Origin of the sequence: Bradyrhizobium sp. 63_E2_N1_3, from assembly GCF_052076005.1 — a bacterium.
GTDB classification, from domain to species: domain Bacteria; phylum Pseudomonadota; class Alphaproteobacteria; order Rhizobiales; family Xanthobacteraceae; genus Bradyrhizobium; species Bradyrhizobium barranii.
In genome coordinates this window covers 7303047-7325296 of the sequence record NZ_CP197235.1, presented here as the reverse complement: position 1 = coordinate 7325296, position 22250 = coordinate 7303047, and the positions used below count along the sequence as shown (strand labels likewise).

Below are 22250 nucleotides of genomic sequence, written 5' to 3'. Positions count from 1 at the left end.
CGGTCTGCTTATGTCAACGGAAGTCAAACGATCTCGCGCGGGTGGCCGCGCGATGTGTCGTTCAGGCAACTAGCGCCCTTCGCGGACCCAGGTCGCGGCAAACGCGCCGAGCAGCAGCAACAGGCCGATCAGGCCGGCGAAGATCGGCAGCACGCCGACGCCCTTCACGACGCTGGCGTCGCGCATCCGCACGCCCATCCAGCCATCGCCAGCGAAGACGCTCGCCGAACGCACCGGCACGATGCGCGGTAGCTCGACGCTGGTGCCGTCGACCACGCGCACGGCATTGCCGCCGGTCGCCTGCGTCAGCGGCTTCAGGGTTTCGGTCGTCGAGGTGACTTCCGAAAACTCCTTCGGATTGGTCGGGCCGACATTGATCAGCGCCTTCAGTGTGCCGTCGGTCGCCTGCCACAGGCCGAGCTCGCTGGCCGGCAGGCTGGCGCGCCACTCGCCGGGATCGGCAGGGCTGAGCGTCAGGTCCTGCGATACGCCGGACGGCGAGGTCACGCTGACCGGCTGGACACTGTCCGACATGGTCTGGCGCACCACGACGAGGTCCTTGCCCTGCACCTGGAGGCGCAGCGCCTCTTCATCGAGGTCCGGCTGCTTCATCAGCCAGTGCGACATCCGCCGCAGCAGGTCAAGATGCGGGCCGCCGCCTTCATAGCCGCGCGCCCACAGCCAGATATGGTCGGAGAGCAAGAGCGCGACGCGGCCCTCGCCGAAGCGCGACAGGAACAGGAGCGGCTTGCCGTCGACGCCCGTCATCACCGGCGGGTTGACCGCATTGCGGGTGTCGACGGTGCGGAAGAAGCGGCTCCAGCGCGGCGGTTCGCTCGCGGAGCCCTCGAGGCCGCGCGTGACCGGATGGCGTTTTCCGATCTCCGACAGATGCGCATAGAACGGCTTTTCCGTCACGCCGACCGGCTCAGCCGGCAGCACCGAATCCAGCGGCGTGCGCCAGATGCTGGTGTTGGAGGCATAGTCGGGGCCGGCCGAGACCAGCACCGCGCCGCCCGCACGGACGTAGCGCGCGATGTTGTCGAAATAGGCGATCGGCAGCACGCCCTGGCGGGCGTAGCGGTCGAAGATGATCAGCTGGAATTCGTTGATCTTCTGCTGGAACAGCTCGCGGGTCGGAAACGCGATCAGCGACAGCTCGTTGATCGGCGTGCCGTCCTGCTTCTCCGGCGGACGCAGAATGGTGAAGTGCACGAGGTCGACGCTGGCGTCGGACTTCAGCAGGTTGCGCCAGGTGCGCTCGCCGGAATGTGGTTCGCCCGAGACCAGCAGCACGCGCAGCTTGTCGCGCACGCCGTCGATGGCGACGACCGCGCGGTTGTTCACCGGCGTCAGCTCTTTCTCGAGCGGCGAGGCCTCGATCTCGACGATGTTGGGGCCGGCATGCTTGATGTCGACGTCGACGCTTGCGCTCTGGCCGCTCGATAGCGTGCGCTCGCCCAGGACCTCGCCGTCCCTGCGGATCGTGACCTTGGCGCGCTCGCCGGTGACGCCCTGGTCGTCGAGGCGGTAGGTGATGGTCTGGGTCTGTCCGACGATGCCGAAGCGCGGCGCGGCCGTGATCGCAATGCGGCGGTCGCGCTCGTCCTTCTGCCCGGTGATCAGCGCGTGCACCGGCGCCTGGAAGCCGAGCCCGGCGGTATTGGCCGGGATGTCGTGGACCCGGCCGTCGGTGATCAGGAACGCGCCGGCGACGCGGTCGACCGGCACGTCCGACAGCGCGGTGGCCAGCGCCCCGAACAGTTTTGTGCCGTCGGTCTCGCCATCGGCCTGTCCGGCGTCGACGACGCGGACCTCGAGGCCCTTGATCTTCTTCAGGCTGTCGACCAGCGCTTCCTGCGCTTGCGCGGCCTCGCGATTGCGGTTGCCGAAATTCTGGCTCGGGCTCTTGTCGATCACGACGGCGGCGACCGAGGTGAGGGGATCGCGGTCCTCGCGGGTGAAGGAGGGATTGGCGAGCGCCAGCAGGAACAGCGCCAGCGCGGCCACGCGCACGGCTGCACCGCGCGCACGCGCCACCAGCAGCACGAGCGCAACGACGACGATCGCGGCGAGCGCGAGCCACAGGACGATCGTGGGAACAAGCGGCGTGAACGCAATGCCGTAATTCATGTCGATCCTATTGCCCCAACCGTTCGATCAGGGCCGGTGCGTGCACCTGGTCGGCCTTGTAGTTGCCGGTCAGGGTGTACATCACGATGTTGGCGCCGGCGCGGTAGGCGAATTCGCGCTGGCGGGCGTCGCCGCCGGACATCGGCAGCATGAACTGACCGTCGAGCCGCTGCGCCCAGGCGCCGGCCAGATCGTTCGAGGTGATGATGATTGGCGAGACGCCGTCGCCGCCGCGGGCCGGCCGCTGCGCGCTGTCGTCGTCCTCATCGCGCGGCAAGGCCTCGACCCAGGTCTGGCCGGTGCTGAAACGGCCCGGGAAGTCGCGCAGCAGGTAAAAGGTCTTGGTCAGCACGTGCTCGCGCGGCACCGGTTCGAGCTCGGGCACGTCGAGCGACGACAGGATCTCGCGCAGCGTCTGCATGCCCGGGGTCTGTGCGGCGCCGTTCTCGCCGGGCGGCGCTTCGATCGCGTCGCGGGTGTCGAACAGCACGGTGCCACCCTGCTTCATGTAGGCGTCGATCTTGTTGATGGCATCCTGCGGCGGCTTGGGCGCGCCCGGCACGATCGGCCAGTAGATCAGTGGGAAGAAGGCGAGCTCGTCGCGTCCGGGATCGATGCCGACGGGATCGCCGGCCTCCAGCGCGGTGCGCTGCGCCAGGAATTGCGTCAGACCGGACATGCCGGCCTTGACGATGGAATCGACGTCGGCATTGCCGGTGACGACATAGGCGAGGCGGGTTTGCGACACCGCCTTCATGGCGAACTCGTCGGACGCGCCATCGGCGCGCGACGGCGCGGGCGCAAGCGACACCAGGCCTGCAAGCGCCAGCCCGACGACGATCATGGCTGTCGCGGCGCGCCGGCGCAGCAGCGCGGCGATCCCGCCGCCGAGCACCGCGACGATGATGGCGTCGATCAGGAACAGCGCGAGCGCCGTCGACAGCAGCCAGCCGCGCAGGTCGCGCGGCTCGGCGTTGGTGTAAGTCGCGTGCCGGGCGCGCAGGCCTGCGGTGTTCAGCGCGGCGATGCGGTCGGAAGCTGCGAGCGTATTCACGGCGAGCGGTCCTTCTGCCGGACCATAGAAGCCGGGCGGATGATCAGGCGTAGCGCGGTCGCGATAATCCGCGGGCAGCGGCTTTGCGGTGGCCGGCGGCGGACCGAACGCGCCGAAGCCGTCGAGGATGTGCAGCGGCGCCACCGTCTCGGTGCTCGCCTCGGCCGCGACCCCGGGCCCGGGCTTGGCGGTGTAGCCGGACATGTCGACGACCCGGCGCAGCATTTCGACGAAGGTGCCCGACATCGGCAGGTCAGACCAGCGCATGTCGGCGCTGACGTGGAACAGGCTGACCAGGCCCTTGCCGCGATGCTCGCCGGTGACGAGCGGCGTGCCGTCTTCCAGCGAGGCCCAGCTCTTGGTGGCGAGCACCGCGTCGGGCTCGGCCAGCACCTGGCGGTTCACGGTGACGTCCTTGGGGACGGCGACGCCGGCAAACGGGCCGTTTGCCGCGAAGGCGGCGAGATGCTGCGGCTTCTCCCAGGTCAGGCTGCCGCCGAGCGTGCGGCCGCCCTTGCGCAGCTTGACCGGCACGAGATCGTCCTCGGCCTGCGCGAGCCTTGGACCGGCGAAGCGCACCAGCACGCCGCCCTGGTCGATCCAGGCGTTGAGGCGCTCGCGGATTTCAGGAGCGACGGTGCCGACATCGGCGAGGATGATCATCGGCAGCTTCTGGTCGAGGAATTGCGTGATGCCCTGCTGCGGCGAGCCCCGGTCGGCGAGCCGCACGTCGGCGAACGGCGCCAGCGCACGGGTCAGGTAGAAGGTCGGCGCCAGCAGCGGCTGCGCGGTCTCGCTGGTCGTGCCGGTGACGATGCCGATGGCGCGGCGGCGCCACCGCTTGTCGAGCAGTTGCACCGCGCCGGCCGAACGCTCGCCCGATATGTCGAGCCGCGTGATGTCGTTGCGCAGCTCGACCGGCAGGTCGAACGAGGCTTCGGTTTCCTTGTCCTGCGGGCCGAACGAATAACGCGCTTCGCCGATCGGCGAAGACTTCTGGTCCAGCGCGCGCACGGTGCCGACGGCGATGCCGCTGTCGGTGCGCAGCACCTTCACCGTCATCTTGGCGGCGGCGTTCTCGGCGGCGACGAGCGCCAGCGGGGAGGACGTGCCGCCTTCGAACACCGTCAGGCTGCGATCTCCGATGGTCTTGCCCAGGCCCTGCACGAAGTCCTCGCCGCGGCCGGTGTCGACGCCATCCGACAGCCAGGCGATCTCGCAGTCGCCGGTGGCCTTCAGGAAACGGTCGATGGCGGTCAGGGTTTCAACGCGATCGATCGAGTAGGGCTTTGGCGCGAGCTGGCGCAGTGCGACGCGCGCCGCACCCGCCGGCATCAGGGTGATGTCGCGGTTCGGCTCGGACAGCGGCACCAGCGCGATGGCGCGGCGGTCGTTGTCGGCATTGGCGATCAGCTCGTCGGCGGCCCTGACCCTGACATCCCAATGCGATGCGGCGCTCCAGCCGTCGTCGAACATGATCATCAGCGGCGCCTTGCTGCCGGCGGCGCCGGTCTGCGGATTCCAGATCGGGCCGGCGGCGGCGAAAATGACGAGGGCCGCAGCTAGGAGCCGCAGCGCGGTCAGCCACCACGGCGTCCGCGAGGGCGTCTCTTCCCTTGGCGCGATGTCGAACAGCAGGCGCGTCGGCGGAAACTCGATGCGGCGCGGCCGCGGCGGCATCACGCGCAGCAGCCACCACAGCACCGGCAGGCTGACGAGGCCGATCAGGAGCAGCGGTTCGGTGAAGGCGAGCGGCAATCCCATCATGCGGCCGGCCCCACCTTGATCGTCGTGGTGCGGGTGCCCGATTTGCTCACCTGCATGCCGGCATGCAGGAACAGCAAGAGCTCGGCGGCGGAGCGGTCGGTCGCATGGGTCGTGAACAGCCAGTTGAGTCTGCTGGTCTCGGCGCGGATCTGGTCGCGGTGCAGCGCGAGCCGCGCGGTGTAGTCCTGCGCCCAGCTCTCGGCGCGGCCCGCCGTGATCACGCCGAAGCCCTCGGGCTCGACGAACTCGACGCGGCCGGAATAAGGGAACGACTCTTCGGCGGGATCGACCACCTGCACCATCGTGCCATGCGCGCCGGAGCCGGACAGGCCCGCGAGCGTGGATTTGATCTCCGCGATCGGCGACCAGAAATCCGACAGCACGATGATCTCGGCGAGCGCGGAAGGCACGAAGGACGGCGGCAGGCTCAGCCGGTCGGCATCGTCATGCAGCATCGCCTGCGCCATCTTGTCGATGACGCTGCGGCTCGCGGTCGGCGCCATCAGTCCGGGAATGCCGACGCGTTCGCCGCCCGAGACCAGCAACTCGGCCAGCGCGAAGGCGACGATCAGCGTCCGCTCGAGCTTGGATTCGCGCGCGGTCTTGGAGGCGAACGCCATCGAGGGCGAGCGGTCGGGCCAGATCCAGACCGTGTGCGAGGCTTCCCATTCGAGCTCGCGCACATACAGATGGTCGTCGCGCGCCGAGCGGCGCCAGTCGACGTTCTGCGCCGGCTCGCCGGAGACGAAGCGGCGGTATTGCCAGAAATTTTCGCCGGAACCGGCGCGGCGCCTTCCGTGCAGGCCATGGATGACGTTGGCGGCGATACGGCGGGCTTCGAGCACCAGGCGCGGCAGTGAAGCGGCGAGCGTACGGCTTTCGCCATCGGCACGTCGGATCGCGATGATCTCCTTCGCTGTGTGCCCGTTGTCTGCGGCCATCAACCGATCCGAGCCTTCAATTGTTTGATCACGTCCGGAATCGTGCGGCCTTCGGCGCGCGCCTGGAACGTCAGCGCCATGCGGTGCTTCAATATGGGCTCGGCGAGGTCGAGCACGTCGTCGATCGAGGGCGCGAGGCGTCCGTCGATCAGCGCGCGTGCTCGCACGGCGAGCATCAAGGATTGGCTGGCGCGCGGGCCGGGACCCCAGGCGATGAACTTGCCGGTCTCGCCGCTCTCCTCGCCCGGACGGGCCGAGCGGACCAGCGACAGGATCGCCTCCACCACGGAATCGCCGACCGGCAGACGGCGGATCAGCCGCTGCGCGGTGATCAGCGCATCTGCGTTCATCGATCCCCTCGCCAGCGTCTCCTCGGCACCCGTGGTCTCGAACAGGATGCGGCGCTCGGCGTCGCGATCGGGATAGTCGACGTCGATCTCCATCAGGAAGCGGTCGAGCTGGGCTTCCGGCAGCGGATAGGTGCCTTCCTGCTCCAGCGGGTTTTGCGTGGCCAGCACGTGGAACGGCTTCGGCAGGTCGTGACGCGCGCCGGCGACGGTGATGTGCTGCTCCTGCATCGCCTGGAGCAGCGCCGACTGCGTGCGCGGGCTGGCGCGGTTGATCTCGTCCGCCATCAGCAGCTGCGCGAACACGGGACCGGAGATGAAGCGGAAGGAGCGTTTGCCGGCGGTGCTTTCGTCGAGCACTTCGGCACCGAGAATATCCGACGGCATCAAATCGGGCGTGAACTGGATGCGCTTGGCGTCGAGGCCCAGCGTGATGCCGAGCGTCTCGACCAGCTTGGTCTTGGCGAGGCCGGGCACGCCGATCAGCAGCGCATGACCGCCTGAGAGGATGGTGACGAGCGTGTTCTCGATCACCCGATCCTGGCCGAAGATGACGGACGCGATTGCGTCTTTCGCCGCGCGAATCTGGCTCGACACCTGCTCGGCCGAACGGACGATTCCGTCTTCCAGTTTCTCGACACTTTCCGCCATCCGTCAGCTCCTTAAGTCCGCCACGCGGCCCGCTTGCGTCGTCAGATCATCACAAGTCGCACATGGGCCCTATGCTAGACTTGCAGGAAGGCCATGTATTCGTTGAATTAACCTATCCCCACCTTATCGGCTTAGGGATATGTAGGGCATCACGAAGTGGCGACCTCCACACCGGGTTAATCCGGTGTGGAACCGCGCACCCGGGTACAACGTAAAACCTGCACCAATCGTGCCAACAGACAAAGTCAGGGCAAACCATGGCGAACCAAGGGCAGAGCGCCGATCGAGGTCTTGAGGGGCTGACTGCCGCCGCCAAAACTGCCGCCAATACCGAAGGCGCCACGAAGGGCCTACCGCCGGTGCATCTGTGGAATCCGCCGTTTTGCGGCGATCTCGACATCCGAATCGCGTCCGACGGTACTTGGTTCTACATGGGCACGCCAATCGGACGACACGCCCTGGTCCGCCTGTTCTCGACCGTCCTGAAGCGCGAGGGCGACAAGCATTTCCTCGTCACGCCTGTGGAGAAGGTCGGCATTCGCGTCGACGATGCGCCGTTCATGGCGGTCGAGATGCAGAAGGACGGCGAGGACAACCATCGCGTGCTCCGCTTCCGCACCAATGTCGACGACTGGGTCACCTGCGATGCCGCGCACCGGCTGCGCTTCGAGCAGGCCAGGGAGGGCGGGCTGACGCCATACCTGCATGTCCGCGCCGATCTCTGGGCCAAGGTCACCCGCGCACTCTACTACGATCTGGTTGACATGGGTGAGGAGCGGATGGTCGATGGCCAGCCGATGTTCGGCGTCGAGTCGGCCGGCGAATTCTTCGCCATGGCCGACGCGGAGCAGGTGAGGGCCGCACTTTGAACAAGCCTATCCTGAAGAGCGGTCCGGTCGTGATCGGCGCGGCCGATTTCTTCGCCCGATCCCGGGCGAGGCTCGGGTTCGACGTGCCGCCCGGCCTCTACGATCCGAACGTCATCCCCGCCTCGGGCGATCCCGGCACCGACAAGATGCTCGAGATCGTCGCGCGCGAGCAGCCGGTGCGGCCGGCTGCGGTCCTGATCGCCGTGGTCGACCGTCCCGAGCCGACCATCCTGCTGACGCAGCGCTCGGCGCATCTCAATGACCACGCCGGCCAGATCGCTTTCCCCGGCGGCAAGATCGACGCGATCGACGCCTCGCCGCTCGATGCGGCTTTGCGCGAGGCCGAGGAGGAGGTCGGCCTGTCCAGAGACTTCGTCGAGCCGATCGGCTATCTCGATCTCTACGGCACCGCTTTCGGCTTCCGCATCCTGCCGACGGTCGCCAAGGTGCGGCCCGGCTTCGAGCTCACCATCAACCATTCGGAGGTTGATGATGCCTTCGAGGTACCGCTATCCTTCCTGATGAACCCGGTGAACCACCAGGTGCACAGCAAGGAATTCCGCGGCATGGAGCGCTTTTACTACGCGATGCCGTTCGCGGAACGCTACATCTGGGGTGCGACGGCCGGAATGTTGCGTGTGCTGTATGAGCGGATCTACTCATCATGATCCGGCCGGTTCTGACCGAGATCGGAATTTTCCTCATCCCCTTTGCCGTCTATGCGCTGTTCCTGGCCGCCACCCGCTCCGGCCTGTTCGCGCGATCGTCCTGGCCGGTCACCGTCGTCGCGCGCCTTGTCCTGGCCGCGCTCGTGCTTGTCATCGCGGGGCTGATCGGCTTCGCGCATTTCTCCGGCGCCGCACCGGATTCGACCTACGTTCCCGCCCATATCGAGAACGGCAGGCTCGTGCCGGGCGTGGAAAAATAGGGGCTGGACCATGAGCGCAGAGCCGTTACTCGCCAATGCGCCCTGGCTGACCTCTGGCGGGACGGCGCGCGTCCTGACGCTGCTCAACGGCAACGGCGAGGAAGCGCGCGTGGTCGGCGGCGCCGTGCGCAATGCGTTGCTCGGTCTCGTGCCCGGCGACATCGACATCGCGACCACGGCGCGGCCCGACGAGGTGATGCGGCGCGCCAAGGCTGCCGGCATCAAGAGCGTGCCGACCGGCATCGACCACGGCACCATCACGCTGGTCATCGACGGGCAACCTTACGAAGTCACGACGCTGCGCGAGGACACCGAGACCTTCGGCCGCAAGGCCAAGGTCGCGTTCGGCCGCGACTGGGTGAAGGACGCCGAGCGCCGCGACTTCACCATGAATGGACTTTCGGCCGATGCGATGGGCGTCGTCTACGACTATGTCGGCGGGATCGCGGATGCGGCCGCGCGGCGGGTGCGCTTCATCGGCGATCCCGACCAGCGCATCGCCGAGGATTTCCTGCGCATCCTGCGCTTCTTCCGCATCCACGCCGCCTTCGGGGCCGGCAAGCCCGACCGCGACGGCTATCTCGCCTGCATCCGCGGCCGCGCGGGTCTTGCGAGCCTGTCGGCCGAGCGGGTGCGCATGGAGATGCTGAAGCTGCTGGTCGCTCACGGTGCCTCTGACGCCGCGGTCGCGATGGCGGATGGCGGGTTGCTGCAAGTGCTGAGCGGAGGCGTCGTCTATACCGGGCCGCTGTCGGCCATGATCGCGATCGAGGGCGAGCTTGGCTTGCCGGCAAGCAGCACGCGGCGGCTCGCCGCGCTGACGGTCGCCGTGACCGAAGATGCCAAGCGCGTTGCCACGCGCTTGCGGCTCTCCAATGTAGAAAGCAAGGCGCTGGATTCGATGGGGCATCGCTGGTGGCGCTTCGCCACCAAGGACGAGGCCAATGCGCGGCGGTTGCTCTATCGGCTCGGCGCGGAGCGCTATCACGATCGCGTGTTGCTTGGCTGGGCGCGGGCCGGCGGCGACGTCGGATCGTCGCGCTGGCGTGCGCTCGCCGAGTTGCCGCAGCGCTGGATTGCGCCGAAATTTCCGCTGCGCGCCGCCGACTTCATCGCCCGCGGCATGGCGGAAGGACCCGCGCTCGGGCATGTGCTGACGCTTGCCGAGGACGCTTGGCTTGCGGCGGATTTTCCCCTAGAGGAAGCCGCGCTCGCTTCCATCGCCGATCAAGCAGCGGCACGCGTCAGCCGCGATGAGAGAACGTGACCATCGTCTCAGGCTTCGCCGACATCTCGATCCTTCAGCTCCTGCTGGTCGCGTTGATGGCGTTGTTTGCTTCGATCATCGGTGGTCTCGCCGGCTACGGCACCGGCGCGCTGATGCCGCTGGTGCTGGTGCCGCTGGTCGGCGCCGAGCCCGTGGTGCCGATCATCGCGATCTCCGCGATCTTCACCAATTCAAGCCGCGCGCTCGCCTATCTGCGCTATGCCGATCGCCGCCGCGCGCTGATCGTGCTCGCCTGTGCGGCGCTGACGACCGCGCTCGGCGCCTACGGCTACACGCGCCTCACCAATGCGGGCGCCGCGCTCGTGATCGGCTCCATGCTGATCCTCAGCGTGCCGCTGCGCCGCGTGCTCCGCCGCCGCCAGGTCAGGATCGGCGACACCGGCCTTGCCGCCGGCTCCGTTGGTTACGGCGTGCTGGTCGGCGGCACCTCCGGCTCCGGCGTGATCCTGCTCTCGCTCTTGATGGCCGCGGGCCTCGAAGGCGCCGCCGTGATCGCGACCGATGCGATGATCTCGCTCGGCACCGGTCTCATCAAGATCTCGGTGTTCGGCCTTGCCGGCGCGGTGAATGCGCAGGTGCTCGCCTTCGCGCTGCTGATCGGCGCGATTGCGATCCCCGGCGCGTTCCTCGCAAAGGCTTTTGTCGAACGCATGCCGGTGCATATCCACACGGCGATCCTCGACGTCGCCGTGATCACCGGCGGGCTGGTGATGATCTCGGCTGCGGCAAGGTCGCTGATCGCATAGATGACTCCGGTCCGATTGGCGTTCGCGATGTCCTTTCAAGGACGGACATTCCGTCCCGATGCTTGCACGCCACCAAATGCTAGCCGAAACGCCCGATCCTGACTGCCGGGGGTTGAAAAGATTTCCGCCGATGACGGCCGTGGGCCGGTGGGCCAAGCGGGACGCTTTCTTACAACTGCAATCGGGCATGTCAGGACTGAAATGCTTCAGTAGCACCGTCGAGGCAGGTTTGAGACTTCATATCAATGGAAGCGGGCGCAGGCATGCGCACGCATCGTGGTCTCGACGTGCACGGAGGAGGGTGAGGCATGGGACGATCCAACACAGAGTGCCAATGGCCTGAAAAAAAGTCGCGCAATCGGTCCAGGATTCAGATTGCCTTCCGTGAGATCAGTGCCGTTCTTGTTCTCTTTCCTGCTCTCCTGGGTCTTTCTCTCCCTTCCAGTGCATGGGCGCAGACCGGGACCGACGCGAAGCCGGACCGCATCAAGGCGAATATCTCGAGAGTCGACCGCGACTTCATTGAAGCCAATACCAAGAGATCCAGGGATTGGCCGACCGTCGGCCTCGACTACGCCGAAACGCGGTTCAGCAAGCTCAATCAGATCAACACTGACAACGTCAGGGATCTCGGGCTCGTCTGGAGTTACAATCTGGAATCATCGCGCGGCATCGAGGCAACGCCCCTCGTCGTCGACGGCATCATGTATCAGTCGGCCCCCTGGAATGTGGTCCATGCCATTGACGCGCGGACCGGGACAAAAATCTGGTCGTTCGATCCGGGTGTTGACCGGTCGAAGACCTATCGCGGGTGCTGCGACGCTGTCAGCCGTGGCCTCGCACTCTACAAGGGCAAGGTCTTCGAAGCCGCCTATGACGGGCGCCTGATCGCGCTCGATGCCGCGACCGGGGCCAAGCTCTGGGAAACGGACACGCTGATCGATCACGATCATTCCTACACGATCACCGGCGCGCCTCGCGTCTTCAACGGCAAGGTCGTGATCGGCCAGAGCGGTGCCGAATATGGTGTGCGCGGCTACGTCACGGCCTACGACAGCGAGACCGGTCATCAGCTCTGGCGCTGGTTCACCGTGCCCGGCGATCCATCCAAGCCATTTGAAGACGCCTCGATGGAAGCCGCGGCGAAGACCTGGGATCCCTCAGGGAAGTATTGGATCAACGGCGGCGGTGGCGCGCCATGGGACTCGATCACGTTCGATCCCGATCTGAACATGGTCTATGTCGGCACGGGAAACGGCGGTCCCTGGAATCGCAAGCTTCGCAGTCCGTCGGGTGGCGACAATCTCTATCTGGGCTCGATCGTCGCGCTCAACGCCGACACGGGCCGGTATGTCTGGCACTACCAGGAGACGCCCGGCGACAATTGGGACTATACATCGACCCAGCCGATGATCCTCGCCGACATCAAGATCGACAATGTGCCGCGCAAGGTGATCCTGCACGCGCCGAAAAACGGCTTCTTCTTCGTCATCGATCGCACCAACGGCAAGTTCATCTCGGCGAAGAATTTTGTCGATGTGAATTGGGCGACGGGATACGATGCCAACGGACGGCCGATCGAGCTGCCTGCGGCGCGCGATGCAGATCAATACGAGTCGATTCCGGGACCGGACGGGGCTCACAATTGGCAGCCGATGTCGTTCAATCCGCTGACCGGCCTCGTCTACCTTCCGGCGCAGCACATCCCGGTCAATCTGTCGCCGGAAAAGTCGTTCGTGCAGAATGCTGCTGCGCCGGGCAAGCTCGGCGGCTTGCTGGGCGGGAATATCGGTTTCGTTTTCAACCCTCCGAAGTCGGCCCCATTCGGACGTCTGCTCGCCTGGGATCCGGTGCATCAAAAGGAAGTCTGGCGCGTCGAGCACGTGTCGCCGTGGAACGGCGGGACGCTGACCACCGCCGGCAACCTGGTTTTCCAGGGGACGGCGGATGGCCGCTTCGTCGCTTATGATGCGGCAAACGGAACCAAGCTGTGGGAAATGCCGACCGGCACCGGCGCGGTGGCGGCCGCCGCAACCTACATGGTCGACGACAGGCAATACATCTCGATTGCGGTCGGCTGGGGCGGCTCCTACGGCCTGACGCACCGCGCGACCGAGTACCAGAACCCGGGAACGATCTACACATACGCACTCGGCGGCACGGCGAAGCTGCCAGCGTTCGTCAAATATCAGACCGAAGGTCTGCTGCAGGGCGTGAAGTACGATCCGAAGGACATCAGGGAAGGCGGCGAGATCTATGTCGCGGCAGCCTGCGTCGCCTGCCACGGCGTGCCTGGCGTCGGCCGCGGCGGCAACATCATCAATCTCGGTTACGTCAGCGCCGAAGAGATCACCAATCTGAGGCATATCCTCTTCCACGGTCCATTCCGCGACCAGGGCATGCCGGATTTCAGCGGCAAGTTGACGGAAGGGGACGTCGGGAAACTCCAGGCCTTCATACAGGGAACTGTTGACGCCATCAGACCGAAGAGCAGGTGATGAGTCAGCAGGCGCTGCGGCGGCGAGCGGCCCGTTCGACCGTGGCCGCTCGTCACGCGCCTTTGTCGATCTTCACCCAGAGCGCACTGCCGAGCGTCGATGAGTTCCTGGCCGCGTAGGCCCATGCCGGCAAGCGTGATGGTGCAAGCGCAAGTGCGATCATCGCTTGCCCAATCCGCTGCGCTTTGCTTCGCGGCAGGCCGCGCACGAACTCACTGACGCTGCCCGGCTTCTCCGCCCTGCGCAAAAAGCTGTCCACGATGTCTTCCCTGAGGAACTTCAGGAGATCGAATGGCTCCCGCTCGCAAACGCTCAATTGCAGGCCGTGTCGTCGACATACCGCATCAAACGCGTCCTTCGTCCAGCGGCCAATGTGGTTCGGCGGCATGTCGATGAGCGATCCGTGGCCCTCCATGTAGTGCGTTCGGATATCATTCGGCACGGCGATGAAGACAGAGCCTTGCGCCTTGAGGAGGTATTTCAATCGCGCGAAGACGTCATCCACCCGGTCCATGTGCTCGAACACCTGAAACATGAAGATGATGTCGAAGGCCTCCTTCATCGGAGTGAAGCCATCCTCCCGAAGGTCGACCGAAAAGGTCTTGTAGCCTTTCGATCGCAAGGCCTGTTGCGCTGCTTCGTTGTAATCGACCGCGTAAATATCGGACGCGCGAAAGAGTTTGTCCTTGATGTGATCGAGAAAATAGCCAAACCCGGCCCCGACATCGATCGCCGTTTTTCCGGCAGTGCCGAGGCCGCTCAGCTCCTCGATCGTCCTCTCATACTCCCATTTCATGGTTGGATAGGAAGGGTGGGGCGCGGCCAGGTTATAGAACTCGGCGCCGCCCGCGACGAACGGATCTGCAAATCCAAATCCGCAATCCGCGCATTTGCGGATATCGCAGGTGTCGCGGCCCCAGAGCAGCGACAGGTGGCTTATTAACTTTCGAGAGCGATCCGGATACTGGCGCGGACTGACGAAGGATCGAGAGGCCTGATCTGCGGTCACTTCAAACAGTTTGGCAGTTGATCCACTGCCGCATGCTGGACAGGTGCTCATCTCTCCTGACCTCATTCAGGTCTTTCGGTGGAAAGTGGTTGCGACCAATTGTCTCGTCATCATTCAAATGAAGGTTGGCGGAGCGCGAGGTCCGGGGCAGTGGACAGGACAGGGGAGGCAGGCCGCTCGCGGCGCGAAGGCGCCTTCGGCAGCGCCGATTTCCTACTGCCAGAATCTGTCACTGGCCTGCGCTAGGTCTTCTTTCAGGGCATTTTTACTGAAAGGAAGACGATGAAAACCCAGAGCAACGGCCAGGCGCTGCAGATCGCCAAGACCTACATCGAGGCCATCGCCAGCAGGAGCGTGGATACGATTACTTCCGTGTCGGCGGACGACGTTGTTTGCACGTCGCCACGCGGGCGGATCGTCGGCATGCAGAAGTTTCGCGAATTCCACCAGGGTTTCGCCCGCATGATCAAGAAGGTCACGGTTCTCGCCGTCTACGGCGACGATGATCAGGCTGTCGTCCTTTACAGCGCGGACACCCATCCGGTTGCCAACGCCGTCGTCGCGGAACTCCTCAAGGTGAAGAACGGCAAGATCGCGTCGACCGAAGTGATCTACGACGCGACTCCGTTCGCCGCCTACACGGCGACCGTCCAACCGCACTAAGGCACGATCGACCATGAAACGGATTCAATATGACAGCTACGGCGGCCCTGAAACGATGAAGCTCGAAGCCTTCGAGCTGAAGGCTCCGGGGACCGGCGAAGTCGCGGTCAAGGTCAAGTTCGCCGCCATCAATCCCATCGATTGGAAGGTGCGCAATGGCTATCTCAAAATGGTGACGGGGAAGAAATTTCCGCGTGCCATGGGCAGCGATTTTTCCGGCATCGTGACCGCTGTCGGCGCTGGTGTCACGCGCTTCAAGATTGGCGATCCCGTATTCGGCATGGCGCAGATAAAGCATGGTGGCGCGCTTGGCGAAGTCGTCATCGCTCCCCAAACCTTCGTCGCCAGGAGGCCGGATTCAGTCTCGTTCGAGGACGCGGCTTGCCTGGCTACGCCGGGGGTCACCGCATGGAACGGCCTCGTGGACAAGGCTGCCCTGAAATCCGGCGGCCAGGTGTTCATCAACGGCTGCACCGGCGCTGTCGGCGAGGCCACGGTGCAGCTCGCAAAGATGTTCGGGGCGACCGTCGCGGGGACATGCAGTGCGCAGGCGATGCAGCGAGCCCGTGACTTGGACGTCCAGCCTCTCTTCGATTATCGGGCCACCGATCTGTCGAAGATCCGTGAACGCTTCGACGTAGTGTATGACTCGGCGGGAACGATGGCAGTTGCCGCCGGGGTTGGCCTGCTTCGCGAAGGCGGCGTGTATCTCGATATCAATCCAGCGCCAATCAAGTTCATCCGTGCGATCTTCAACCGGAAACTCAAGCCGATCGTCTGCGCCGCGCGGGCTGATATCCTTGACGGCCTTGCCGTCGCTTCGGCGAATGGAAAGCTGCGCTTGCCAGTTGCTGAGACCGTGCGTCTGAACGATGCGATCCCGCTCATCGCGGCGCTTGAAGCCGGGCACAAGCTCGCCGGAAAGGCTCTGGTAGCGTGTAAATGCCGTCTGGGCCAGTAAAGCCCCGCCGCCCGTCGCCCGCGATGCCTACTGCCATTTTTTGGCAGGATTCGTGCTAGACTTGGTCTATGTCGAAGAGCCAACGATTATTCGACCTCATGCAGATTTTGCGGCGGCACCGCACCCCGGTGTCGGGCAACGACCTTGCGGCTGAGGCGGGTGTGTCGTTGCGAACGATTTATCGCGACATCGCCGACTTGCAGGGCTTGGGCGCACAAATCGACGGCGAGCCTGGCTTTGGCTATGTCTTGCAACCCGGCTTCCTCCTTCCTCCCCTGATGTTCTCGGAACAGGAAATCCAAGCCTTGGCGCTGGGCGCCCAATGGGTATCTCGCCAGACCGATGACGAGTTCGCGCTGGCGGCGCGTGACGCGCTCGCTAAAATTGGCGCGGTCCTTCCCTCGGAGCTGCAACACAAGCTGGACGACAGTGCCTTTCACGTAGGGCGCAGGTTGAAGCAGCCCGAAGCCGTCGACCTTCGCGTCGTGCGGCAAGCCATGCGCGACCAACACAAGCTTTCCATTGTGTATCGCGACCCGCAAGGCGCGAAGACGACGCGGATCATCTGGCCAATTGGCGTCGGCTTTTTCGATTCCCGGCGCATCATTGCCGGCTGGTGCGAAATGAGAAAGGACTTCCGCTCATTCCGGGCGGATCGGATAGAAAAGATCAAGCTCAGGACGGAACGCTATCCCGGTCGCCGGCGCGATCTCGTCAAGCAATGGCGGGCTCAAGTTGACGCGGAACGTCGCAAGACTCTCAGCTGATCTCACCACCGGGTCCGACGCTGATGCTGGCGAGCTATCACCTGCTGGTGCGCTTCACCATCGCCGGCGTAAGGGCCGCCTGACGCCTTCCGGGGTTAGAGCGGGCGCCGAAAATTACCGCGCCCGCTAGGCTCGAACCTTAATTTGTGACGGGCGCCGCCTTGCGGACCAACACTTCGTTGCCCGCCCGGCTGATTTCAAGCGCACGTGGCTGCTGGGACGTTGAGAGAACAACGCTTTGGCCTGGCGCGAGAACAGAGACTACGCGGATTGGCGTTCCCGTCTCGCCCTGAGCAAGGGTCGTCACGACATGGAACCCATCGCGCTCAACGGTGTAGTAGGCGACGCCGGACACCCCGCCGAGATCGATGCTCTTTGCCTGAATTGGCCTGAGGCTATCTGCATGAGCGGTTCCAAAAGCGGCTAAGGCTAGTGTCGCGGCTAAGAGGCTACTGCGGATTGACATGTTGATCTCCTTTAGCTGGGCGGTGGGCCACGCCCTCCGTTCCCTTGCCACATAAGATGGGCGGCCTATGCTCATTGATCAAACAGATTGGATCGATGATGGGTATCGATGCCGTCAATCTAAGCCATCTCGACCTAAACCTACTGGTTCACCTCGATGCCTTGCTTCGCGAACGTAGCGTCACGCGAGCTGCAGGCCGCGTAGGCATTGGTCAGTCGGCGATGAGCCACAACCTCGCCCGCCTGCGTGACCTGTTCGGCGACGAGCTTCTGACGCGAGGGCCCGACGGCTTGCGCCTCACTCCTCGTGCAGTGATGCTGGTAGAGCCGGTGCGGGCTACGCTGTCTCAAATCCAAACGATTGTCTCACGCGACGACGCATTCGATCCAGCGACGGCAGAGCGGACCTTCAGGTTCGGACTCCCAGACAGCATGGAAATCCTGGTCCTTCCCGCTCTCCTCGCACGCCTGCGCGAGGTCGCGCCTGGCGTCCATCTGCGGCTCTACAACATCGACTCGTCGAGACTTCTGGATGATCTCGATGCCGACGAACTGGACCTCGCTATTGGCTATGACGTCTTTCCTCAGGGCCAGATCCACCACAAGCGGCGTCTGCTGTTCAATGAGAGCTATCTGTGCATGTTCAACAAGGAGATAACGGGCATCACCGACGCCCAAATCTCGCTCGAAGATTATGTGCGGTTACCTCATGTTCTCACGAGCCTGCGGCCGGGCCGGACTGTGCGCGGCGTGGTAGACGACGCCCTTGAGAAACTGGGATTGCGGCGGACGGTTGTCCTGACCACGCCTCGCTTCCTCACTGTCCCTGCCTTGGTGGCACGCGCACCTGTCGTCGTGACAATGCACGCGCGGCTGGCTCGGTTGTTCGCCACAGAACTCAAGCTTAGCCTGAGCCAGCCTCCGGTGGATTTGCAGGACGTAGCTGTTTCACTGCTCTGGCACGCTTCCTACGATCACGATCCATCTCATGCGTGGCTGCGTCAGATCTTGGTGGAATTGGTCTCCGAGCTTTGAGCTGGCCACCACCCGGCGTGGAGCGGTGCAGACTCCACAGGCCACTTGTCGCCCTTTGGCCCTTAGCAGACGTTCCAGCGCTCTGGGTCGATGCCGGCTTTTGACCCAAAGCAGAAGTCGCTGTTGAAACCAATCATTGCCCAGCAATCCATCGGTCCGGCGGCACCTCACGCTCATGTGTCCGCGGCGAGGCCGCTATTTCTATTGAATTACGATCGTAATTTAATATTGTGACCGTAATGGCATCAAGCTGAGCCGCTGTTGGGCGGCGGCCGGGTGCCGCCAAACAGCTCCCAGCGAGGATTTCATGGACGACACGACCACGGCCTCACGCCACATCGCATCGCGACAAACCACAGATGTCGGCTCGCTTGGGCTCGCAACCGCTGCAGCAGCGGTTCGCAACGGCGATATCACCTCGGAGGCCTACACCGCGGCACTTTTACAGCGCGCCCGAGCGCTTGCCGAGCTGAACGCCTTCATCACCATCGACGAGGCCGGGGTGCTGGCGGCCGCGAGGGCCGCAGACAAATCGCGTGCGGCCGGATCGGCGGCCCCGCTCCTCGGCGTGCCGCTTGGGGTGAAGGACAGTTATTTGACGGAAGGGCTACCTACCAGCCTGGGCGTCGAAGGTCTCGCTCACTTCGTGCCGCGCGAAGATGCCGACGCTGTCCAGGCCATTAAGGGTGCGGGCGCTTTGGTCTTCGGCAAGAACAACCTCGTCGAGATGTCGTACGGCTTGACCGGTCACAACGCGCGTTACGGCCAGGTGAAGAATCCGCACGCACGAGATCGCGTGTCGGGCGGCTCCTCGAGCGGCTCCGCCGCATCCGTGGCCGCCGGCATCGTTCCCGCGTCCTTGGGCGGTGACACCGTTGGGTCGATCCGGGTGCCAGCATCGTTCTGTGGGGTCGTGGGATTTAAGCCAACCACCGGGCGTTGGCCGCGCTACGGCGTTGCGCCGATCTCCCATACGCTCGACACGACGGGCGTATTCGCGCGTAGCGTTGAGGATTGCATGCTGGTGGATCAGGTCGTGACCGGCGAACAGGCGGCGGAGTCCTCCGACGGCGGCTACGGCTTGAAGGGTGCCCGGCTGGCCTTCGCGCCGCGACAGTTCCTGGATCTGGTGGACTCGGAGGTCGAGACCCGCTTCCGCGAGGTGGTTCGGCGCTTGCAGGACGCCGGCGCCGAGATCGTTGAAGTAGACCTTGGCGACGATTTCAATTCCCTCGTCCAAACCGCAACATGGGGCATCTTCGCTCATGAGACGATGGGCGAAATTTCAGAGTTTCTTCGCCGCCATGACATTCCGACCACGTTCGAGGCCATTTACGAGGGCCTTAAGCCCCAACTTCGGCAGGCGTGGGGGCACATCGTGCTGCCGGGTGGCGCAGGTGCTACCTCGGCAGAGGCCTATCAGGTTGCGCTCGACGTGAGCCGGCCGGAAATCCAGCGCCGGCTCAACACGGCGTTCGTCTCTCATGGGGCGCTGGTCATTCTGCAACCGACCACGCCCTGCACGGCGCCTTTGATCGAGGAGCAGGCGACCGTCCATATCGCGGGGCAGGAAGTTAGCTACCTCGCTTTGGCGAACCACACCGTGTCGGCAAGCAGCGTAGGGTTGCCCGGTGTCAGCCTTCCTGTTGGCTTGTCTCGCGCGGGGCTGCCGATCGGGCTTGAGCTGGATGCCCCCTTAGGGAGCGACCGGGGGCTTCTAAACCTTGCCCGCGGCATCGAGGGCATCTTGGGCGCAGAGTCGAGTGCGATCTGACGTCGTGATCGACCAGCGTCGGTTTCAGTCAGCTTGGCAGCGATAATGTCGATCCAGTGGCCCAGCAACTTGATCGCGACCTCCAGGCTTTGCTGGAAGCGGCCGCAGCGTAAGGGCCGCGGGATATTGGTGGAGGGGAGAGAACATGCGCTTCGAGAAAGGTCATAAGGCGGCGACGCGACTGCACATCATCGATGTGGCGTCGAAGTGCATGCGCCGGAACGGCATCTCCGCCGCCGGGATCGCCGGGATCATGGACGAGGCCGGCCTGACCAAAGGCGCATTCTCTCCGCACTTCGAATCCAAAGACGCGCTCGTTCGCGAGGCGCTGGCGAGCGCGCTCGACGACCAGCAACATCGCCTCGATGAGGATCAGCGGAGAGGCCTGGACCTTGAGGGAGCGATCCGGAGATACCTGAACCGCGCTCACCTCGAAGACCCGACGGGCGGATGCCCCTCGGCGGCGTTGCTCCCCGAAATCGCCCGACAGCCCCTGTCCACCAGGAAAGATTACGAGAAGGGGCTGCGAAGCTACGTTGCGACATTGGCTGCACTGCTTCCTGACGCAGATGCATCAGCGAGCCGCCGCCGCGCGACCGCCATCTTCGGTCTCATGGTGGGCACCCTTCAGTTCGCGCGGGCCGTGCCCAACGCTGCGCAGGCCGAGCAGATCCTGGAAGGCGGCGTTGAGGCCGCCTTGCACTTGGCACGAGCTCCCTCTCGCTAGATTAGGAAGCCGGGAGAGGCGGTCCCTCGAGGTCCGCTTCACCAAACAGAGCAGACACGGCGTCGCATTGTCCGCCGCGAGCAGCGAAGGGCGTCGCTGGCTCCGAGCGCAACGATTGGGCGATCTAATTCGCGCATTCAATCGCGCTTTGATGCTGCTTTGGTTTTGCTTCATATGATTGGCAGGCCGCCCGGGCGGCTCAATAAGGGGGTTTTGAAATGAGGAAGTTTACACTTGTATTGCTGTCGACAGTCGCTCTCGGCCCGATCACAGCCCAGGCTGCGGATCTGGCGCCGGTCCGTATGTCGTCGAAGGCTCCCGCTCAGGTGGGCAACTGGACGGGATTCTATATCGGCGGCAACGTTGGTTATGGCTGGGGCAGCTACGGCGCGTCGAACGCCACCGGGACAATCGTGAACTCGAATGGCGGTTCGGGCATCTATGGCTTCAACGCTGTATCCGGAAACGGCAATGGGGTCACGGCCGGTATCCAGGCCGGCTACAACTGGCAGATCGAGCAGACTGTGCTCGGCATCGAGGCTGATTGGCAGTATCTCAATTCAAAGGCCAGCACCGGCAACTCGGCTATTGCTGTTCCCGTCTTCATCGGCGGCAATTTCAGCGGCAGCACGTCCGTCAGCACCGATTGGTACGCGACCTTCCGTGGCCGAGTGGGTTATGCGTTTGGGCCGGCGTTGCTCTACGCGACTGGCGGTATTGCGTTGGCCGATACCAAGGTCAGTGCGAGCGCTACGGGCAGTATCGTTACTGCCCTCTTCCCGCCAACCCTGGGACCGCTGGGCTCCATGAACGCTTCTGACAGCGCCGTCCTGATCGGCTACACGGTTGGCGGCGGTTTCGAATATGCTCTGGGGGCAGGGTGGTCGGTCAAGGGCGAGTATCTGCACATGGGTTTCGGCACGAAAGGCTACAACTTGACCGGCTCGCTTCAATCGCCGGCCGGGTTGACGGGCGTCATCGCGACTCACGTCGATATCAAGCCGAGCTTCGACATCGCCCGCGTTGGTGTGAACTATCGCTTCTGATCAGCGGATCTGAAGACGTGAAGAAAGGGAGACTTCAGGTCTCCCTTTCTCGCAATCGCAGGCCGCTTAGGCGTGCCTACTCGTCATCCTCGTCTTCGTCCTCATCCTCGTCGTGATCTTCCACTTCCAGGCGGTCGAGCGCGGCCAGCGGCAGTGTCTCGCGGAACAGATCGCCTTCCGAGCCCATCCAGAGGCAGAGGATGTCGTCGCCTTTCACCTCTGCGACGGTCAGCGGCTGGCCGCCGGATTTCAGCATCACGACGTCGCCGGTTTTCAGTTCCATGGATGGTCCTTTCGGGGTTGATCGACGAGAGGGGAGGCTAGCAAGCCGTCATGACAGGCCGATCACGGGCTATGGGACCCGTGAATTCGCTGCGGCTTGCACAGACTGCCGACACGTCGATGGCAGAGGTTCGAGTGGGGGATCGCTCGAGGTCACCAGGGGCTATTCCGTCCCAGGCACGGCGATGATGGCATCATGCGCCTGTTTTGCCCGACGCGTCAAATGATTTCGTAAAATCAGCAATGAATTGCGTTTGCGGCAAGCTCTTGAAATTGCAGCAGCCGGCTACTGTGCATGG

At 64.3% G+C, this 22250-nt stretch carries 20 protein-coding genes; 13 read left to right on the top strand and 7 right to left on the bottom strand.

The annotated features are described in order from the left end of the window. Positions 1-69: 69 nt before the first annotated feature. Genes AB7531_RS34770 through AB7531_RS34755 form a run of 4 tightly spaced genes read right to left on the bottom strand, consistent with a single transcriptional unit; the run spans position 70 to position 6893 of the window. A complete protein-coding gene (locus tag AB7531_RS34770; RefSeq protein ID WP_063985166.1) occupies positions 70-2133 on the bottom strand; it encodes a hypothetical protein in 2064 nt (687 codons plus the stop codon). A 7-nt stretch (positions 2134-2140) separates the two neighbouring features. Further along, positions 2141-4954, bottom strand: a complete 2814-nt coding sequence (locus AB7531_RS34765) for a DUF4159 domain-containing protein (protein ID WP_063985165.1) — start codon at positions 4952-4954, stop codon at positions 2141-2143. Next, positions 4951-5895 carry a DUF58 domain-containing protein gene (locus AB7531_RS34760; RefSeq protein WP_063985164.1) on the bottom strand — a complete coding sequence of 315 codons (945 nt, stop codon included), beginning with the start codon at positions 5893-5895 and terminating at the stop codon, positions 4951-4953. Before AB7531_RS34760 ends, AB7531_RS34765 begins: the two co-directional genes overlap by 4 nt. Further along, positions 5895-6893 (bottom strand): AAA family ATPase, encoded by a 999-nt coding sequence (locus AB7531_RS34755; RefSeq protein WP_063985163.1) that lies wholly within the window; start codon positions 6891-6893, stop codon positions 5895-5897. The genes AB7531_RS34760 and AB7531_RS34755 overlap by 1 nt, the downstream gene beginning before the upstream one ends. Positions 6894-7150: 257 nt before the next feature. Between AB7531_RS34755 and AB7531_RS34750 the strand changes: the two genes are divergently transcribed. The 6 genes from AB7531_RS34750 (at position 7151) to AB7531_RS34725 (ending at position 13222) form a co-directional block, all read left to right on the top strand. Then, on the top strand, positions 7151-7762 hold the full coding sequence (locus tag AB7531_RS34750; RefSeq protein WP_063985162.1) for a DUF1285 domain-containing protein: 612 nt from the start codon (positions 7151-7153) through the stop codon (positions 7760-7762). Next, a complete protein-coding gene (locus AB7531_RS34745) occupies positions 7759-8430 on the top strand; it encodes a CoA pyrophosphatase (protein ID WP_063985161.1) in 672 nt (223 codons plus the stop codon). Before AB7531_RS34750 ends, AB7531_RS34745 begins: the two co-directional genes overlap by 4 nt. Continuing rightward, positions 8427-8690, top strand: a complete 264-nt coding sequence (locus AB7531_RS34740) for a DUF6111 family protein (protein ID WP_014497409.1) — start codon at positions 8427-8429, stop codon at positions 8688-8690. Before AB7531_RS34745 ends, AB7531_RS34740 begins: the two co-directional genes overlap by 4 nt. A 10-nt stretch (positions 8691-8700) precedes the next feature. Continuing rightward, positions 8701-9957: a CCA tRNA nucleotidyltransferase gene (locus AB7531_RS34735; protein WP_063985160.1), complete on the top strand. Its 1257-nt coding sequence runs from the start codon at positions 8701-8703 to the stop codon at positions 9955-9957. After that, positions 9954-10724, top strand: a complete 771-nt coding sequence (locus AB7531_RS34730) for a sulfite exporter TauE/SafE family protein (RefSeq protein WP_063985159.1) — start codon at positions 9954-9956, stop codon at positions 10722-10724. Before AB7531_RS34735 ends, AB7531_RS34730 begins: the two co-directional genes overlap by 4 nt. A gap of 308 nt (positions 10725-11032) precedes the next feature. Continuing rightward, positions 11033-13222 carry a PQQ-dependent dehydrogenase, methanol/ethanol family gene (locus tag AB7531_RS34725; protein WP_084795281.1) on the top strand — a complete coding sequence of 730 codons (2190 nt, stop codon included), beginning with the start codon at positions 11033-11035 and terminating at the stop codon, positions 13220-13222. A 52-nt stretch (positions 13223-13274) separates the two neighbouring features. Here AB7531_RS34725 and AB7531_RS34720 read toward each other — a convergent pair whose 3' ends face one another. Beyond that, positions 13275-14282 carry a class I SAM-dependent methyltransferase gene (locus AB7531_RS34720; protein WP_187387795.1) on the bottom strand — a complete coding sequence of 336 codons (1008 nt, stop codon included), beginning with the start codon at positions 14280-14282 and terminating at the stop codon, positions 13275-13277. A 231-nt stretch (positions 14283-14513) separates the two neighbouring features. Here AB7531_RS34720 and AB7531_RS34715 point away from each other — a divergent pair, with 231 nt between their 5' ends. The 3 genes from AB7531_RS34715 (at position 14514) to AB7531_RS34705 (ending at position 16622) form a co-directional block, all read left to right on the top strand. After that, on the top strand, positions 14514-14894 hold the full coding sequence (locus AB7531_RS34715; RefSeq protein ID WP_063985157.1) for a nuclear transport factor 2 family protein: 381 nt from the start codon (positions 14514-14516) through the stop codon (positions 14892-14894). Positions 14895-14907: 13 nt separating this feature from the next. Beyond that, positions 14908-15855 (top strand): NAD(P)-dependent alcohol dehydrogenase, encoded by a 948-nt coding sequence (locus tag AB7531_RS34710; RefSeq protein WP_063985156.1) that lies wholly within the window; start codon positions 14908-14910, stop codon positions 15853-15855. A 68-nt stretch (positions 15856-15923) separates the two neighbouring features. After that, positions 15924-16622, top strand: coding sequence for a helix-turn-helix transcriptional regulator (locus AB7531_RS34705; RefSeq protein WP_063985155.1), 699 nt, complete (start codon positions 15924-15926; stop codon positions 16620-16622). A gap of 139 nt (positions 16623-16761) precedes the next feature. Here AB7531_RS34705 and AB7531_RS34700 read toward each other — a convergent pair whose 3' ends face one another. Beyond that, positions 16762-17088 (bottom strand): hypothetical protein, encoded by a 327-nt coding sequence (locus AB7531_RS34700; RefSeq protein ID WP_028158248.1) that lies wholly within the window; start codon positions 17086-17088, stop codon positions 16762-16764. Between the two features lie 98 nt (positions 17089-17186). On the opposite strand from AB7531_RS34700, the gene AB7531_RS34695 reads away from it, so the two are divergent. From AB7531_RS34695 to AB7531_RS34680, 4 genes are all read left to right on the top strand, one after another. After that, positions 17187-18122 carry a LysR family transcriptional regulator gene (locus AB7531_RS34695; protein ID WP_063986632.1) on the top strand — a complete coding sequence of 312 codons (936 nt, stop codon included), beginning with the start codon at positions 17187-17189 and terminating at the stop codon, positions 18120-18122. A gap of 307 nt (positions 18123-18429) precedes the next feature. Beyond that, the gene (locus tag AB7531_RS34690) at positions 18430-19896 is read left to right on the top strand and encodes an amidase family protein (RefSeq protein ID WP_063985154.1); all 1467 of its coding nucleotides are present in this window, start codon (positions 18430-18432) and stop codon (positions 19894-19896) included. Positions 19897-20041: 145 nt separating this feature from the next. Then, positions 20042-20623 carry a TetR/AcrR family transcriptional regulator gene (locus AB7531_RS34685; RefSeq protein ID WP_063985153.1) on the top strand — a complete coding sequence of 194 codons (582 nt, stop codon included), beginning with the start codon at positions 20042-20044 and terminating at the stop codon, positions 20621-20623. A gap of 218 nt (positions 20624-20841) precedes the next feature. Further along, complete coding sequence (locus AB7531_RS34680) at positions 20842-21669, top strand: outer membrane protein (RefSeq protein ID WP_063985152.1); 828 nt, start codon at positions 20842-20844, stop codon at positions 21667-21669. Positions 21670-21745: 76 nt separating this feature from the next. Here AB7531_RS34680 and AB7531_RS34675 read toward each other — a convergent pair whose 3' ends face one another. After that, complete coding sequence (locus AB7531_RS34675) at positions 21746-21952, bottom strand: YodC family protein (RefSeq protein WP_028153663.1); 207 nt, start codon at positions 21950-21952, stop codon at positions 21746-21748. Between the last annotated feature and the right edge of the window lie 298 nt (positions 21953-22250).

Excerpts from the sequence above, each read along its gene's own strand:
- AB7531_RS34770 (WP_063985166.1), bottom strand. The coding sequence starts at position 2,133 with ATGAATTACGGCATTGCGTTCACGCCGCTTGTTCCCACGATCGTCCTG.
- AB7531_RS34765 (WP_063985165.1), bottom strand. The coding sequence starts at position 4,954 with ATGATGGGATTGCCGCTCGCCTTCACCGAACCGCTGCTCCTGATCGGC.
- AB7531_RS34760 (WP_063985164.1), bottom strand. The coding sequence starts at position 5,895 with ATGGCCGCAGACAACGGGCACACAGCGAAGGAGATCATCGCGATCCGA.
- AB7531_RS34755 (WP_063985163.1), bottom strand. The coding sequence starts at position 6,893 with ATGGCGGAAAGTGTCGAGAAACTGGAAGACGGAATCGTCCGTTCGGCC.
- AB7531_RS34750 (WP_063985162.1), top strand. The coding sequence starts at position 7,151 with ATGGCGAACCAAGGGCAGAGCGCCGATCGAGGTCTTGAGGGGCTGACT.
- AB7531_RS34740 (WP_014497409.1), top strand. The coding sequence starts at position 8,427 with ATGATCCGGCCGGTTCTGACCGAGATCGGAATTTTCCTCATCCCCTTT.
- AB7531_RS34735 (WP_063985160.1), top strand. The coding sequence starts at position 8,701 with ATGAGCGCAGAGCCGTTACTCGCCAATGCGCCCTGGCTGACCTCTGGC.
- AB7531_RS34725 (WP_084795281.1), top strand. The coding sequence starts at position 11,033 with ATGGGACGATCCAACACAGAGTGCCAATGGCCTGAAAAAAAGTCGCGC.
- AB7531_RS34720 (WP_187387795.1), bottom strand. The coding sequence starts at position 14,282 with ATGAGCACCTGTCCAGCATGCGGCAGTGGATCAACTGCCAAACTGTTT.
- AB7531_RS34715 (WP_063985157.1), top strand. The coding sequence starts at position 14,514 with ATGAAAACCCAGAGCAACGGCCAGGCGCTGCAGATCGCCAAGACCTAC.
- AB7531_RS34710 (WP_063985156.1), top strand. The coding sequence starts at position 14,908 with ATGAAACGGATTCAATATGACAGCTACGGCGGCCCTGAAACGATGAAG.
- AB7531_RS34705 (WP_063985155.1), top strand. The coding sequence starts at position 15,924 with ATGTCGAAGAGCCAACGATTATTCGACCTCATGCAGATTTTGCGGCGG.
- AB7531_RS34700 (WP_028158248.1), bottom strand. The coding sequence starts at position 17,088 with ATGTCAATCCGCAGTAGCCTCTTAGCCGCGACACTAGCCTTAGCCGCT.
- AB7531_RS34695 (WP_063986632.1), top strand. The coding sequence starts at position 17,187 with ATGGGTATCGATGCCGTCAATCTAAGCCATCTCGACCTAAACCTACTG.
- AB7531_RS34690 (WP_063985154.1), top strand. The coding sequence starts at position 18,430 with ATGGACGACACGACCACGGCCTCACGCCACATCGCATCGCGACAAACC.
- AB7531_RS34685 (WP_063985153.1), top strand. The coding sequence starts at position 20,042 with ATGCGCTTCGAGAAAGGTCATAAGGCGGCGACGCGACTGCACATCATC.
- AB7531_RS34680 (WP_063985152.1), top strand. The coding sequence starts at position 20,842 with ATGAGGAAGTTTACACTTGTATTGCTGTCGACAGTCGCTCTCGGCCCG.
- AB7531_RS34675 (WP_028153663.1), bottom strand. The coding sequence starts at position 21,952 with ATGGAACTGAAAACCGGCGACGTCGTGATGCTGAAATCCGGCGGCCAG.